General features: G+C 45.7%; 11 protein-coding genes. 10 read left to right on the forward strand and 1 reads right to left on the reverse strand.

Features of this window, described 5'->3' with window-relative positions:
- The first annotated feature begins 258 nt into the window (after positions 1 to 258).
- The 6 genes from ftsE to QZL69_RS03980 all read left to right on the forward strand — a co-directional run bounded on the left by ftsE (position 259) and on the right by QZL69_RS03980 (position 6684).
- Entirely contained in the window at positions 259 to 942 is a 684-nt protein-coding gene (gene ftsE, locus QZL69_RS03955) for a cell division ATP-binding protein FtsE (protein WP_022213927.1), read from the forward strand.
- Positions 932 to 1837, forward strand: coding sequence for a permease-like cell division protein FtsX (gene ftsX, locus QZL69_RS03960; protein WP_022213928.1), 906 nt, complete (start codon positions 932 to 934; stop codon positions 1835 to 1837). Before ftsE ends, ftsX begins: the two co-directional genes overlap by 11 nt.
- A 149-nt stretch (positions 1838 to 1986) precedes the next feature.
- Positions 1987 to 3165: a S41 family peptidase gene (locus tag QZL69_RS03965; protein ID WP_118698115.1), complete on the forward strand. Its 1179-nt coding sequence runs from the start codon at positions 1987 to 1989 to the stop codon at positions 3163 to 3165.
- Between the two features lie 81 nt (positions 3166 to 3246).
- Positions 3247 to 4116, forward strand: a complete 870-nt coding sequence (locus QZL69_RS03970; RefSeq protein WP_022213930.1) for a DegV family protein — start codon at positions 3247 to 3249, stop codon at positions 4114 to 4116.
- 123 nt (positions 4117 to 4239) lie between these two features.
- Positions 4240 to 5562, forward strand: a complete 1323-nt coding sequence (locus tag QZL69_RS03975) for a fibronectin type III domain-containing protein (protein WP_022213931.1) — start codon at positions 4240 to 4242, stop codon at positions 5560 to 5562.
- A 153-nt stretch (positions 5563 to 5715) separates the two neighbouring features.
- On the forward strand, positions 5716 to 6684 hold the full coding sequence (locus tag QZL69_RS03980; protein WP_022213932.1) for a hypothetical protein: 969 nt from the start codon (positions 5716 to 5718) through the stop codon (positions 6682 to 6684).
- Between the two features lie 59 nt (positions 6685 to 6743).
- Here the strand turns inward: QZL69_RS03980 and QZL69_RS03985 are convergent, their stop codons facing one another.
- Positions 6744 to 8894 (reverse strand): SulP family inorganic anion transporter, encoded by a 2151-nt coding sequence (locus QZL69_RS03985; protein ID WP_022213933.1) that lies wholly within the window; start codon positions 8892 to 8894, stop codon positions 6744 to 6746.
- Positions 8895 to 9087: 193 nt separating this feature from the next.
- On the opposite strand from QZL69_RS03985, the gene QZL69_RS03990 reads away from it, so the two are divergent.
- From QZL69_RS03990 to QZL69_RS04005, 4 genes are all read left to right on the forward strand, one after another.
- A complete protein-coding gene (locus tag QZL69_RS03990) occupies positions 9088 to 9261 on the forward strand; it encodes a diguanylate cyclase domain-containing protein (protein ID WP_022213934.1) in 174 nt (57 codons plus the stop codon).
- A 209-nt stretch (positions 9262 to 9470) separates the two neighbouring features.
- Entirely contained in the window at positions 9471 to 11285 is a 1815-nt protein-coding gene (locus tag QZL69_RS03995; protein ID WP_022213935.1) for a Na/Pi cotransporter family protein, read from the forward strand.
- 230 nt (positions 11286 to 11515) lie between these two features.
- Positions 11516 to 12967, forward strand: coding sequence for an alanine/glycine:cation symporter family protein (locus tag QZL69_RS04000; protein WP_022213936.1), 1452 nt, complete (start codon positions 11516 to 11518; stop codon positions 12965 to 12967).
- A gap of 35 nt (positions 12968 to 13002) precedes the next feature.
- Positions 13003 to 14604: an amidohydrolase gene (locus QZL69_RS04005; protein WP_022213937.1), complete on the forward strand. Its 1602-nt coding sequence runs from the start codon at positions 13003 to 13005 to the stop codon at positions 14602 to 14604.
- The last annotated feature ends 103 nt before the right edge of the window (positions 14605 to 14707 follow it).

Below are 14707 nucleotides of genomic sequence, written 5' to 3' on the forward strand. Positions count from 1 at the left end.
GCACAGGCCTTGATCTTCGTGTGTTTGAGGATGCAATCACATTTAAGATCGCACTGATGGTTGTAAGATACATGAAGTATATGGAGACACTTGAGTACTAAAATCGTGAAAATTTTATGAATTCAACAAAAATACTTGCATTCTGCCAAAAGATATGTTACAACAATGTTACAAAAACATTAAACTATTTATGCAGCAAAATGCGTGAAATGCTGCCGGAGATTCTGGCAGCATTTTTTGCGCAAGAAGGAGGAACGGATGATTGATCTGATAGATGTGAGCAAATCATATGGCAAAGGGCTTCCGGCCGTTAACCATGTGAATCTGCATGTTGATAAAGGTGAGTTCGTGTTTGTTGTAGGAAGCAGTGGATCCGGTAAGTCTACCCTGATCAAGCTTCTTATGAAAGAACTGGACTGCACCAGCGGTCAGCTGATCGTAAGTGGTGAGCGTCTCGAGAAGATGAAACACCGCCGTGTAGCGAAATATCGTCGTAAACTGGGCGTTGTGTTCCAGGATTTCAGACTTCTCAAGGACCGCAACGTATATGAGAACGTAGCTTTTGCACAGCGCGTTATTGGAAGATCGACCAAGGTGATCCGCAAGCGTGTGCCGGAAGTACTGCAGGAAGTCGGACTTGCCGAGAAATACAAATCTTTTCCGGATGAGCTGTCCGGTGGTGAGCAGCAGAGAGTTGCCCTCGCGAGAGCACTCGTAAACCGCCCGGACATCCTTCTCGCAGACGAGCCGACAGGAAACCTCGACCCTAAGACTTCTGAGGAGATCATGAAACTTCTGGAGCAGATCAACGAGAAAGGCACGACGGTACTGGTGGTAACACATAACAAAGAAATCGTAAATGCGATGAAGAAACGAGTACTTACGATGCATGATGGTGTGATCGTCAGTGACGAAAAAGAAGGAGGATATCATGAGGCCTAGTACAATCTGGTATACTCTGAAACAGGGTATTATAAACATAAAGAGAAACTGGATGTTTTCACTGGCATCCATCCTGACCATGGCAGCCTGCATCTTCCTGGTAGGAGTTTTTTATTCAATGGTGACAAACGTCAATAATATTGCACATAAGGTGGAACAGGAAGTTCCGGTCACCGTATTCTTTGATGAAGGAACCACAGAGGAGCAGATGCAGGAAGTAGGCAATCTGATCCAGGCGCGTCCGGAAGTGGAGAGAATTGAATTTGAATCCGCAGACGAGGCATGGCAGAAATTTAAAGATCAGTATTTCCAGGGTTCTGATGCGGCAAATGGATTTAAGGATGACAACCCGCTGGTAAACTCGTCCAACTATCAGGTCTACCTCAATCAGATCGAGAAGCAGACAGAACTGGTTGCCTACATACAGGGACTGGATCATGTGCGTGATGTAGAGCAGTCAGAAAAAGCAGCCAACACACTTGGAAACTTTAACAAGCTGGTATCTTACGCATCTATGATCATCATTGCGATCCTTCTGGTCATTTCTATCTTCCTGATCAGCAACACGGTTTCTGTTGGTATTGCAGTCCGTAAGGAAGAGATCGGGATCATGAAGTACATCGGTGCGACAGACGGTTTTGTACGGGCACCGTTCCTGCTGGAAGGTATGGTACTTGGAGTGATCGGCGCGGCAATTCCGCTTACCGCCTTATATTTCATTTACAACACAACAGTAGAATACATTCTGACACGTTTCAATGTCCTCACAGGAGTGGTAGACTTTATTCCGGTATGGAAAATTTACCAGACACTGCTTCCTATGGGACTGGCACTTGGAATCGGAATCGGCCTGATCGGAAGTTTCCTGACTTCAAGAAAGCATTTAAGAGTATAAATATAAATATCTGAATATCTGATATGCGGCGTATGAAGCTGAGCCTCTTAAGCTGAGGACAGAACTCATAGGCCGCATATCTTGTTACATTGCATGTTGAGGAGCGCCAGCGGTGCGTTCTCTGATTTCGGGGAAAGGTGAATAATAAGATGAAACACGGGACATACATGAAGGGCGTGGCAACGGGAGTTGTTCTGACAATACTTGCAGGAGGCGGTATCAGGGCAGTACAGTTTTACCGTTCGGGAGAGATCCTTTCAGATGTATCTTTTACACAGAAAGTAAAATATCTGGAAAATATGATCGACGAGGAATATCTGGGAGATATCAGTACAGATGATCTGAAGGAAGGGGTGTATGCCGGACTGATCTACGGGCTGGATGATGTGTATTCCAGGTATTATACGAAAGAACAATACGATCAGGAAAATGCAACAACAGAAGGATCCTACGTTGGAATCGGAGTATCCATGCAGCAAAATGCGGCCGGTGGAGTGCAGATCGTGGAGTGTTATAAGGGAAGTACTGCAGAAGAAGCGGGAATCAAAGCTGGTGATGTGATCACCGCAATTGACGGAGAGGATATCACAGATGCAGAATTAAGTGATGTTGTTTCTATGATAAAGAAAAAGCAGGACGAAGACGTTGTCCTCACTGTACAGAGGCAGGGAGAGGATACACAGGAGATCACTGTCAAAGTAAGCGACGTGGAACTTCCATCTGTTTTCGGAGAGATGCTGGACGAAAATACCGGATATATTCAGATCACAGAATTTAAGGGCGTGACGGCGCAGCAGTATGAGGAAACGTTTGCAGACCTTAAAGATCAGGGAATGACCAGACTGATCGTTGATCTTCGAGACAACCCGGGAGGCCTTCTGAATATTGTCTGCGACATTCTGAGAGATATCCTTCCGGAAGGTCTGATTGTCTATACAGAAGACAAAAACGGAAACCGGAGCGAGGAAACCTGCGATGGCAAAAATCCTCTGGACATGTCACTTGCGGTCCTTGTCAACGGAAACAGTGCCAGTGCGTCTGAAATCTTTGCAGGAGCAGTCAAGGATTATGGAATCGGAACGATCGTAGGAACGACGACTTACGGCAAGGGCGTGGTGCAGTCGATCCGTCAGTTAAGTGACGGAAGTGCAGTAAAGCTGACCGTGGCAAATTATTATACGCCGAATGGAAATTCAATCAACAAGACAGGAATTGAGCCGGATGTGGAAGTGGAACTGGATGCATCTCTCGTAAACGAAACAGAGATCAGCCATGATGAGGACAACCAGCTTCAGGAGGCACTGAAGGTCCTGAATGACAAAAATTAAGTGGTGCAATGATGCCGGGTATGATAAAATAACAATGTAACCAGAGTCTGAAACATGGTGAGAAGCCGGAAAGGACCAGCTATGAACGATTATATGATCACAACAGACAATAATGCCGACCTTCCAGAGGATTTTTATAAGAATCATGAGGTGGGCTGCACATACTTAAGCTATACCCTGGAGGGAAAGGAATACACAGAGGGAAATTTCCTTCCGGTGGAAGAATTTTATAATAAAATGCGTGCAGGAAGTATGCCGACAACATCACAGGTCAATCCAGAGAGTGCCAGAGCACTTTTTGAGCCGTATCTTAAAGACGGGAGAGATATTCTGCACATTGCGTTTTCTTCGGGTCTTAGCGGTACGTTCAACAGCTGCCGGATCGCGGCAGAAGAACTGATGCAGGAATATCCCGGACGGCGTGTTCTGGTGCTGGATTCATTATCGGCATCTCTTGGACAGGGACTTTTGGTTTATCTTGCACAGGAGCGCAAAGAGAAGGGCGGCAGTATAGAGGATGTTGCGAATTGGGTTGAGACACACAAAAGAAATATTGTGCATCTTTTTACGGTAGATGATCTGGATCATCTTTATCGTGGCGGCCGGGTATCCAGAACTACTGCGTTTCTGGGAGGAATGTTGAATATCAAGCCAATTCTCCATGTGGATGATGCAGGAAAGCTGATTCCGATAGGAAAAGTACGGGGAAGGAAAAAATCTCTTCTCGAACTCGCAGATCTGATGGATCGTAAGATTGGAAGTTATGCAAAATCATGTAATATGATTTTTATCAGTCATGGGGACTGCCGTGAAGAAGCAGAATTTCTTGCCCGTAAAATCAAACAAAAATATCAGATCACAACAGAACTGATTAATGATGTCGGAGCAGTAATCGGGGCGCATTCCGGTCCTGGAACAATGGCATTGTTTTTTGTAGGCGATGTAAGATAAATGTAACAAATTTAAAAGAAATGTAAAATATACTTGCTTTTTTTATAGAAATTTATTACAATATTCCGTGGAGAAGTTGACAGACAGAACAAAAACCAGTGGGGTATTGGAAAGGAACAGAATATGAAAAGAGCAAGGTTACATAAACGATGCAAGATGTATGGACTTTCAGTGCTTTTTATGCTGACACTGCTATTGGGAAGCGGAGTATCTGTAAATGCGGCATCCAGCATTACGAATCAGACAGTTAAGACATCTATAACTGCTTCAGGGACACGTGCACTGAAAATTCAGTGGAACAGGATTTCAGGTGCCAGTGGCTACACTATATATCGAAGAGAGTCTCTGAGAAAACCTTTTAAGATTTACCGTAAGGTAACATCAGGAAGTACAACATCTTACCTGGACAGAAGTCTTCCGGTGGCAAAAACCTATCAGTATGCAGTAAGAGCATACCGCAGAGAAAATGGAAAATACGTTTTCAGTAAATATACTGCCGTTCTCGGAGCAACCAGACCAGATGGAACATCATCAACAATTAAAGCGGCATCCAGCAGCCAGATCAATATTGCGTGGAAGGCTGTAAGCAGAGCAGACGGATATCGTATTTACCGGAAGGCAAACAACGGAAACTGGAGTCTGGCAGCAGATGTCGGTTCTTCAAAAACATTTTACACAGATAAGAAAGTATCCGCAGGTACAAAGTACGTATATACGGTAAGACCTTACAAAAAAGCCGGAAATGTAAAATATCTTGGTACTTTAAAGCAGAGCAATACAGTGACAACTCCAAAAAGCTCTTCTTCTAATTCAAAGTTCAGCAGCAGCCAGAAGGAAGTCATGAAGAAAATCCTCTATGCTGTAGAGACTGGCGGACAGGTGTATGGAAATCAGGATTACAGTGATTTTACAGAGGCATTTACAAACAGTAAGACAGAATATGCGATTACGATAGGAGCTGGTCAGTGGTATGCAACTGAGGCACAGAGACTTCTGAAACTGATTCATACAACGAGCCCGAAGACATACAAGAAATACGATTCCAAGAATGAAGTATGGAATGATGTTGTAAATGCAGACTGGTCAAAGTATAGACTTGAGAAAAAAGACAAAAAAGATAAAAACAAAATACAGATAATAATAAATCTGATCAGTTCACCGGCAGGAATTAAATGTCAGGATTATCTGATGTATAAGCAGATTGAGGAGTATGAAGCAGAGGTACGAAATCTTGGGGTTAAAGATGCAAAGGCAGTGGGTGAATGCATTAATATCCGGCATCAGGGCGGTTATGGAGCAGTAACCAGAATTCTTGGTAAAACCCGGGGTGAGTATACCCTTGACAATATCTACAAGGCTATGAGTACAGATACAGGAGGTCAGGTAGGAACATATAAGACCCGTCAGCAGAAAGTATATACCTGGCTTAAGACATACATGAAGTAAATAAACATCCGAAGTGATCGGCTCTGCAGGGAGCCGGTCATTTTTTTCGACAAATATCGTTGCATGAATGAGAAAACCGATGCTATAATATATGCAGACTAACTGTCGAAATGGCAGGAAATGATAGGTTCGGAAAGAGCGAGGAAAATACAAATGATCTTGACAGAGGACAAAACATATACCATGTCACTGGAGACCGAGGATAACAGCAGTGACAGTGTACTGACAAACAAAACCGTTGAACTGGAGTTTTCAAACAAAGAACTCCTTCATGCGATCATCACCTGTGGAATGCCGATCCAGAGACTGACTGCGGCATATCCTGAGAAACGCAGACTGGAAGTCCTTTATAAGCTGTTTCTTGTGGAGACTGCACTGGATACAGAGGGAGACAGGCTCAAGAAGGCCAGGAAGATCGCTTACCTGGATTCTTCGGAGAAGAGTGTTATTTCCTATTATATGGGCATGTTTTTTACAAAGATGATCAGCAGCCGGCTGTATGGAACAGATTATCTTACACAGCTGAACCTGATCCGTAAGCCGGATGAGAAAGAGTTTATTGATTTCTTTGCAAGCGAGTGGAGACCGGAGATGATCGGTTATCGTCCTGGCGCACAGACCTGGAGCGTGTGGGAAGCCAAGGGCGGCAGTAACCGCAGGGAACAGGCACTCAAGAAGGGTGCACAGCAGCTGGAAGCGATCGGCACGGTAAATGGAGCCGGACCAGATCCGGGAGTTGTCTGCATGACATATTATGATCATGGATATTTATGTGGGATCTTAAGAGAACCGGAAGGTGATACCGAGGGCGAAAAGATTGTATTTACACCGGAAGAATTCTACAGATCTTACTATAAACCAATCTGTGAGTTGTTCCTTGATAAAGAGAGTGGACTGAGATTTCATGATTCCAATGCGGAGATTGCGGTGACGATCCCATATTTCTCAGAGAAGTATGAAGAACCGGAGGAACGTAAGGTGCGTGTCGGGATCTCACGTAAACTTCTGCAGGCACTGATGGAAGAAGACTATTCCCGTGTTGCAGAGCTTGCGGGAGAACAGAACCTGACAGAATGCCCGGAGGGAGCATACCTTGGAGCAGACGGAATTTATATCAGATAAAAATATTTCCCAAAAGAAAAGAGGACTTTGCTTTGTGCAGAGTCCTCTTTGTGTTACAGTTAATCTTTCTTTTTCCAGTCTCGCCATTTTTTCATGGCCTCCGGATTCTGCTGTTCCAGGCGTTCTTCCAGACGTTTACGGTTCTGTTCCAGCTTGGAAGCAAGTTCCGGATGTTCTTCCAGAATCTTCTCACGGATACGGCTTCGGCGTTTCTCAATCAGTTCCAGGATATGTCCATGTTCTTTGTGCAGTTCTTCTGGAAGTTCATCGATATGCAGCTCAATTCGGTGCAGGATCTCATCTTCGTCCAGAGCACCAAAGGCATGCCAGTTTTCGAAATGCTCCCGGAGACCTTCGTCGGATAACTTCTCAACGTCAGGCATCTGATGGAGATGCTGGATGATCTGGTGAGTAGCTTCTTCCAGTTCCCGTACAGTATTGCTGCCAAATGCCCAGGCAAATTCTTCCAGTGTATTCTCTTCTTCGGCAGGAAGATGGGACTGGCTGCGGATCTGAGCCAGTTTTTTCTCCGCCTCCGGAATTTCCAGATCATAGGGTTTCTGGACATCGGCATCGTTAAGTGCGGCCAGGATAGTCCTGCGGACACAGCCTTCCTTGATAAGATGACCAATTCCGAGAGAGCGCATCTGCTCATTCAGATTGGAAGAATGTTCCGTGATGTAGAACTGGATCCCTTTTTTCTTCATGCTTGAGGCAATGGCTTCCAGACGGTCAGCGGCTGTGATATCGATGGAGTTGATGGAAGATGCATCCACGATCATAACTTTCGTGTCTTCTTTTATGCTGTTTTCAAGGTCTTCCTGAAAGATCTTTACGTTGGCAAAGAAAAGATTTTCGCTGAAACGGTAGATCACGACATGCCGGATCGGGTAGGCGTGGCGGTTCCTCTGAAGGTCATAGTAGGCTTCTTTGCCGGGGATCATGCCTCGGAAAGAGCGCGGCGGGTTGGTTGCTTTGAGGATCACGGAAACAAAGGAAAGAAGGATTCCAATTATCACGCCGTAGATCGTGCCGAGGAATAAAACGCCCAGGCAGGCTGCCATGAAGATATAAAATTCATTGCGGCTGACTTTGAACAGACGGACCGCCAGATGCGTTTCCACGACATCCATCAGGGCAGAGATCACGATCGCGGTCAGGACAGGGACCGGCAGATAGCCGATGAAACCTGTAAAACCGGCAAGGAGGACTGCCATGACAAGACCGGCGGTCAGGGAAACGGCCTGCGAGGTTCCTCCGTACTGTTCGTTCATGGAAGTACGGGAAATACTTCCGTTTACCGGGCAGCAGCCAACAGCGGAGGCCGCGATGTTTCCGGCAGCACAGGCAAGGATTTCCTGGCGGTCGTTTAATTTGTAACCATTTTTGAAAGCAAAGTTATTTTCGGCAAGGAGAGTTTCTGCCATGATAACGACAGCGACCATCAGACCTCTTCCGACAACGTGTGTGAGCTGGATCCCTCCAAACTGCGGAAGGACCAGGGATGGAAGGCCTGGTTCAACTGCCTGGAGAAGAACGACACCGTGTTCGTCAACATGGAAAAGGCGTGTAGCGAGGACTCCAAGGATCATGATCACGATCGCCATAGGAAACTTCGGGAAAATCTTCTTAAAAATACGGATCAGAAGCAGCGCGCCGATCCCCATGCCAAGAGAGAGCCAGCTTATAGTTCTGACAGCGTGAAAAATATGTATAAGCAGTTCCAGGATCTCGCCGGAACCGGCAGAACTTCCCATAAGTTTGGGAATCTGCATAAAAATGATCGTAAGCGAGATACCACTGATGAACCCGCCCATGACTGGTGTGGAAATAAAATCCACAATACGGTCAGCATGCAGAAAATAAAACAAAAGAAGCCACAGACCGGCAAAAAGCGCGATCATCGGAACATATTTCATGGCATCCGGGGATTCCACAGCGATCCCAAGGGTGGAGAGTGCACTTCCTACGATCGCAGCAGGTGCGGCATCCACGCCAAAGATAAACTGCTTCGAGGTAGAAAAAAGCGCAAAGAACAGAATAGGAAAGACCGAACCATAGAGCCCGTATATGGCAGGAATTCCGGAAATCTGTGCATATCCCATGGAAATAGGAATCGACACGGCGGCAATGATAATGCCGGAAAAAATATCCCTGGGAAGATTTTTGAAATTATAATTTTTCAGGGTTGCAAATAACTGCAGGTTCATAGAGTTTCCTCCTTATTATATGGAACATACTGCTTTAAATTTTTTTACAGTATAGAATCTGGATAAATTTTTGTCAATTGTTTTGAACAACAAAATGTTAAGAGGAAAACTTAACAACTATTTATTTGATGCGAGGTATCTGCTGTCGTATAATGAATGAGGAAAATCCAATAAAAGGAATCGAAATGCTCGTATGAAAGATACGAAAAAAATCAGAATACAGAGGATGGTACCCCCGGCAGTTTCCCTGAGTGTCGGTGTTGCCTTTGCAGACAGAGAAAATCCAGGAGAGAGCATTTTTAAGGATGCAGACAAGGTCCTGTACCGTGTAAAAGAAAATGGTCGAAATGGCTGTGATTTTTATTGATTTTGACAAAAAGAGTCCTTCCGGGATCAGATCCGGGAGGATTTTTTTTGGTATAAAATTTAATCCAATGTTGTAATCGAGCCATGAGTATGGCATAATAAAAAAGGCAATGTAAAAAATGAATAAAAAGAAAGTTAAGAAAAGGTAAAAAAACAGAAGGTGTCCGTTCTGCACGGACGCAGGACGAAAAGACAACAGAGGAGAAAATTATGGCAATATTTTCAATGGTCTTATCTTTACTCTCAGGAGTAGCACTATTTTTGTTTGGAATGTCTCTGATGGGCGATGGCCTGAAACTGGTGGCTGGCAATAAGCTGGAGGCATTTCTGTACCGCATGACCAATACCCCGCTCAAGGGTGTTGCCCTGGGAACTGCTGTTACCAGCGTCATCCAGTCTTCATCGGCAACGACAGTCATGGTCATCGGTTTTGTAAACTCCGGTATGATGAAACTGAAACAGGCAATCGGTATCATCATGGGTGCCAACATCGGTACCAGTATCACAGGATGGATTCTCTGTCTTTCCTATATTCAGGGATCCGGCGGTATCGCAAGCATCCTTTCTACAGCAACGATCTCAGCAGTTGTGGCGATCATCGGTATTATCCTTCGTATGTTCTGCAAACGTTCTGTACATAAGAACATCGGAAACATCATGCTTGGTTTCTCGATCCTTATGACCGGTATGCAGACAATGAGTGGTGCAGTTGCACCTCTTCGAGAGAGCAAAGTATTTATTGACATGCTGACAATGTTTTCCAACCCGCTGGCAGGTATCCTAGTAGGTATCCTGTTCACCGCTGTGCTTCAGAGTGCATCTGCGACAGTCGGTGTGCTGCAGGCTCTTTCCGTAACAGGTATCCTGACCTTTGCAAGTGCATTCCCGATCGTACTTGGTATCGGTGTCGGCGCAGCCTGTCCGGTACTGATCTCTGCGATCGGTGCAAACAAGAATGGTAAGAGAACAGCACTCATCTATCTTATGAATGACCTGTTCGGTCTTATCCTGTGGTCTGTGATCTTTTATACAGCGAATGCGATCGTGCATTTTGGATTTATGGATACGATCATGACACCGGTAACGATTGCAGCTCTGAATACAGTATTCCGTGTGGCAACAGTTGTAGTTCTGTTCCCATTCATTCCGAAACTAGAGAAACTGGTGTGCATGCTCGTAAAAGACAGCGCAGAAGAACTGGAAGACGAAGCAGACTTTGACCTCCTTGAGGAACGTCTGATCAACTATCCGGCACTTGCAATCGGTCAGTGCCATCGTGCAATGAACGGAATGTCCAAGAAACTCCGCAAGAATGTCAACCGTGCGATGAACCTTCTGAATGATTATCAGCAGGATAAATACGACAAGGTTCAGCGTAAGGAAGACCTGATCGACAAATACGAGAGCCGTCTGGGTGATTACCTGATCCAGCTCACCAAGCGTGAGATGAATACAGCACAGACAAGACAGGTTTCCCTGTATCTGCATACGATCAATGACTTTGAACGAATCGGGGATCACGCATCTTATATCGCACATATGGCAAATGAGATGCATGACAACCATACAAACTTTTCTCAGTCAGCCTGGGATGAGCTGAACATCGTCATGGAAGCTGTCCGTGAGGAGATCAATGTGACCTGCAATGCATTTATGAAGGATGACAGAGAGGCAGCGCAGAGAGTAGCACCGCTTGGAGCAGTTATCACCAATCTCTGTGATGAACTCAAATTACATCATGTAGCACGACTCAGCAAGGGCGAGTGCGGCCTGGAAGAGGGAACCGTATTTAATGACATCCTTAACAGTTTCGGACGTATTGCAGCCCACAGCGCAAGTGCAATGATGGCGCTGATGAAGAGCGGAGAAGAAGACCCGGATCTTCACATCCACGATTCCAAGGTCTATCCGACTGACACAATGGAGTATTATTCTTATTTCAATGAATACAGACAGAAATATGACATTGATGCTGTCAATGGCGGGGATCATGTAGTGAGCATGGAGCCGGAAGAAGTGGAGTGACCACGGGGACGGTGTTTGCCGGTTTTTTGAGTGTCCCCGGTGGCTTTACAATAATAATCAAGTACAGAGCAGTTTCGCAGACTGCTCTGTGTTTTTTTGCATATATCTAAAAATATTTTAGGAAAATGCCGCTTTAGCGTAGAAATAAAGAAAAGTATATGCTATACTGAAACGAATAAAAATGAGGGGCAATGCATTTTTATGCAAAACAAAAGAAAAGGAGAGAGGGAATGTTTGCATTATTCGAAAACTTAACAAACTGGTTATGGGGGCTGCCATTATTGATCACAATTCTGGTAACAGGAATCTATCTGACGATCCGCTCCGGATTTTTCCAGTTCCGTCACTTTGGACATATCATCAAAAATATGTTCAGCAAAGAACGTCGTGAGGAAGGTGGAGACGACGGCAAGAGTCTGACGCCATTTCAGGCGATTTCCATCGCGATCGGAGGAACCGTTGGTGTATCCAATATGTCCGGTGTTGCAACCGCGATCGCAACAGGAGGTCCTGGTGCACTGTTCTGGCTGTGGGTTGCTGCACTCCTTGCCATGGTCATCAAAATGACAGAGGTAACTCTGGCTGTCTACTACAGAGAAAAACAGCCAAACGGCGAATATCTCGGTGGACCGACCTACTATATGCAGAAAGGTCTGGGCGATGAGAAGAAGCTTCCGTTCTGGAAGATCTTTGCGGTATTATTCGGTGGATGTATCTTTATGACATGGTTTATCACTCTTCAGAACTATACGGTATCTGAGGCAGTTGGAAGTACCTTCAAACTTCCATACATCGTACCGTCTCTGTTGTACGTACTTGCAATCTATGTGATCATCATTGGCGGTGTAAAGAAGGTCGGCGTGATCTCCTCTTATATGACACCAATCATGTGTCTGCTTTATATCCTGGGATCACTTTTTATCCTGCTCACAAACTTTGAACAGCTGCCGGCAGCATTCAGCATGATCTTCAAAGGTGCATTTACCACACAGGCTGCTGTCGGTGGCTTTTTGGGAGCTGGTGTTGCAACCTGTATGCGTCTTGGTTTTGCCCGTTCTGTATACAGCAATGAGGCTGGATGGGGAACTTCTCCGATGATCCACGCTTCCGCGAAGACAGACCACCCGGTAAAACAGGGTCTGATGGGAGCATTTGAAGTATTTGCAGATACCATCGTTGTCTGCTCTATGACAGGACTTGTTGTTATCGTGACAGGTTACTGGAATTCAGGACTTCAGGGTTCCGAACTTACTCTGACTGCATTTGAATCCGGCATGGGCTCTGTGGCACGTGCACTGATTGCACTCAGCATCTTCCTGTTTGGCCTGACCACTTCTACAGGATGGTTTACATACTATAGTGTCATCCTGAAACACTGGCTCAAGGGAAATCAGAAAGTCCTCAAGGTTGCAGAAAAAGTATTTATTTTCGGAACTCCGTTATGGGGGCTGCTTGTAACTGTACTGACTCTCTATGGAAACGGAACACCGGCACAGCTCTGGGTGATCGCAGATTTCACGACCGTATTCCCGACATTCGTAAACGTAGCGACTCTGTTTCTCTTAAGCGGAACCTTTATCAAATTGCTTAAGGATTATAAGGCACGTTACATGGGAATTGGAGAGGTAGACAAAGATCTTGCGCTTTTTTACGAGGATAAAAAGGCAAAAGAAAACAAATGATTTACCAGAAATAATTCATAAAGGATGAAGAAGCAGTGGATAAGATTTTTTTTAACGGACGAATCCGTACATTAGATGATGCCGGCCACGTAGCAGAAGCGGTTGGCGTGGAAAATGGCAAAATTGTTTTTGTAGGAACCAACGAAGAGGCAGAGAAGATCGCCTGTGAAGAGAAAGTTGACCTTGGCGACAGACTGCTTCTTCCGGGATTTGTGGACACGCATCTGCACATGCTGCATTATGCATTTGTAGAGCGTTCCGTCAAACTGTTTGACTGCACCAGCGTGGAAGAAATGCTGGACGCAGCGAAGAAGCGTATCGAGGAGCATGCGGGCAAACCGCTGACCTGGCTTTACTGCCGAGGATGGAACGAAGAACATTTTGCGGAGCCGAGATATCCGCACAAGGATGAGCTGGATGCCCTGTCCACAGAAATTCCGATCATCATGGTCAGAGTCTGTGGACATGTAGGTGTCTGCAACAGCCGTGGTCTGGAACTGCTTAAGACGATTCCGCAGTTCTCTGAGATCGAGAAGGATGTTGATCTGGAAACAGGTCTGATCAAGGAAAATGCTGTACAGTTTTACTATTCTCTGCTTGACACCCCGTCACAGAAAGAAGTAGAAAACTACATTACCTACAGCGCAAAAAAACTGAACGAATGCGGCTTTACCGGTGTACAGTCTGACGACCTCGCAGCACTTCCGGGCAAAAACTGGAAGCGTATCATGAATGCCTACAAAGCACTGGATGCGAGAGGCGAGCTGAATGTCCGCCATTATGAGCAGTGCCTGTTTGAGCGTTTTGATGACGCCAAGGCATTTGTGGAAGAGGGATATCGTACTGGTCAGAGGGGCAATCATTTTACGATCGGGCCGATGAAGCTCATTCAGGATGGTTCTCTTGGTGCGAGAACTGCAGCGATGAACGAGCCATATGAGGACAGCCCTGGAAACTGCGGGAACATTATCTTCACGCAGGAAGAACTGGATGAGCTGTTCGCATTTTTTGACCAGCATCAGATGCAGGCGGCAGTACACTGCATTGGCGACCGTGCGATGGATATGGTGATCGAGGCGATCGCGAAATCTCCATACCGTAAGGATAACGCCAAGGGCAGACATGGAATCGTCCACTGTCAGATCACAAACCCGCGGATCCTGCGAGCAATGAAAGAAAACGACATTCTGGCATACATTCAGCCTGTATTTGTCGATCTTGATATGAATACCGTAGAACCGGCGATCGGAACACATCGTATGGAAGGTATTTATGCATGGAAGACCATGCTGGATCTCGGCATCCATGCATCCGGCGGCTCTGATGCACCGGTGGTAAGTTTCGATGCAATGGAAAACATCTATTTTGCCGTGACCCGCAAGAATATAAACGGCGAGCTGAAAGAGGGCTGGATCCCGTCGGAACGCCTGACAGTAGATGAGGCAGTGAAACTTTTTACAAAATATGCTGCTTATGCGTCGTACACAGAGGATGAGAACGGTACGATCGAGACTGGAAAGAACGCGGATTTTGTTGTGCTTGAGAAAGACCTCTATGAGATCGACCCGGATGAGATCAAGACCACGAAGGTGGATATGACGATCCTTGGCGGCGAGACCGTATTTGAGAGGAAATAAGTATGTATGAGATCATGAATGCAGATGAAGCCATCCGCCTGATCCGGGACGGGGACTGTATCTGCGTGAATTCATTTGTAGGGATCGAAAACCCGACTGAACT

Source organism: Blautia sp. CAG:237 (assembly GCF_000436615.1).
Classification (GTDB): Bacteria; Bacillota; Clostridia; order Lachnospirales; family Lachnospiraceae; genus Blautia_A; species Blautia_A intestinihominis.

What these genes read in the sequence shown, in the direction of transcription:
- ftsX (WP_022213928.1), top strand. Translation starts at nt 932, where the DNA reads ATGAGGCCTAGTACAATCTGGTATACTCTGAAACAGGGTATTATAAAC.
- QZL69_RS03980 (WP_022213932.1), top strand. Translation starts at nt 5,716, where the DNA reads ATGATCTTGACAGAGGACAAAACATATACCATGTCACTGGAGACCGAG.
- QZL69_RS03975 (WP_022213931.1), top strand. Translation starts at nt 4,240, where the DNA reads ATGAAAAGAGCAAGGTTACATAAACGATGCAAGATGTATGGACTTTCA.
- QZL69_RS03965 (WP_118698115.1), top strand. Translation starts at nt 1,987, where the DNA reads ATGAAACACGGGACATACATGAAGGGCGTGGCAACGGGAGTTGTTCTG.
- QZL69_RS03985 (WP_022213933.1), bottom strand. Translation starts at nt 8,894, where the DNA reads ATGAACCTGCAGTTATTTGCAACCCTGAAAAATTATAATTTCAAAAAT.
- QZL69_RS03990 (WP_022213934.1), top strand. Translation starts at nt 9,088, where the DNA reads ATGAAAGATACGAAAAAAATCAGAATACAGAGGATGGTACCCCCGGCA.
- QZL69_RS03995 (WP_022213935.1), top strand. Translation starts at nt 9,471, where the DNA reads ATGGCAATATTTTCAATGGTCTTATCTTTACTCTCAGGAGTAGCACTA.
- QZL69_RS03970 (WP_022213930.1), top strand. Translation starts at nt 3,247, where the DNA reads ATGAACGATTATATGATCACAACAGACAATAATGCCGACCTTCCAGAG.
- ftsE (WP_022213927.1), top strand. Translation starts at nt 259, where the DNA reads ATGATTGATCTGATAGATGTGAGCAAATCATATGGCAAAGGGCTTCCG.
- QZL69_RS04000 (WP_022213936.1), top strand. Translation starts at nt 11,516, where the DNA reads ATGTTTGCATTATTCGAAAACTTAACAAACTGGTTATGGGGGCTGCCA.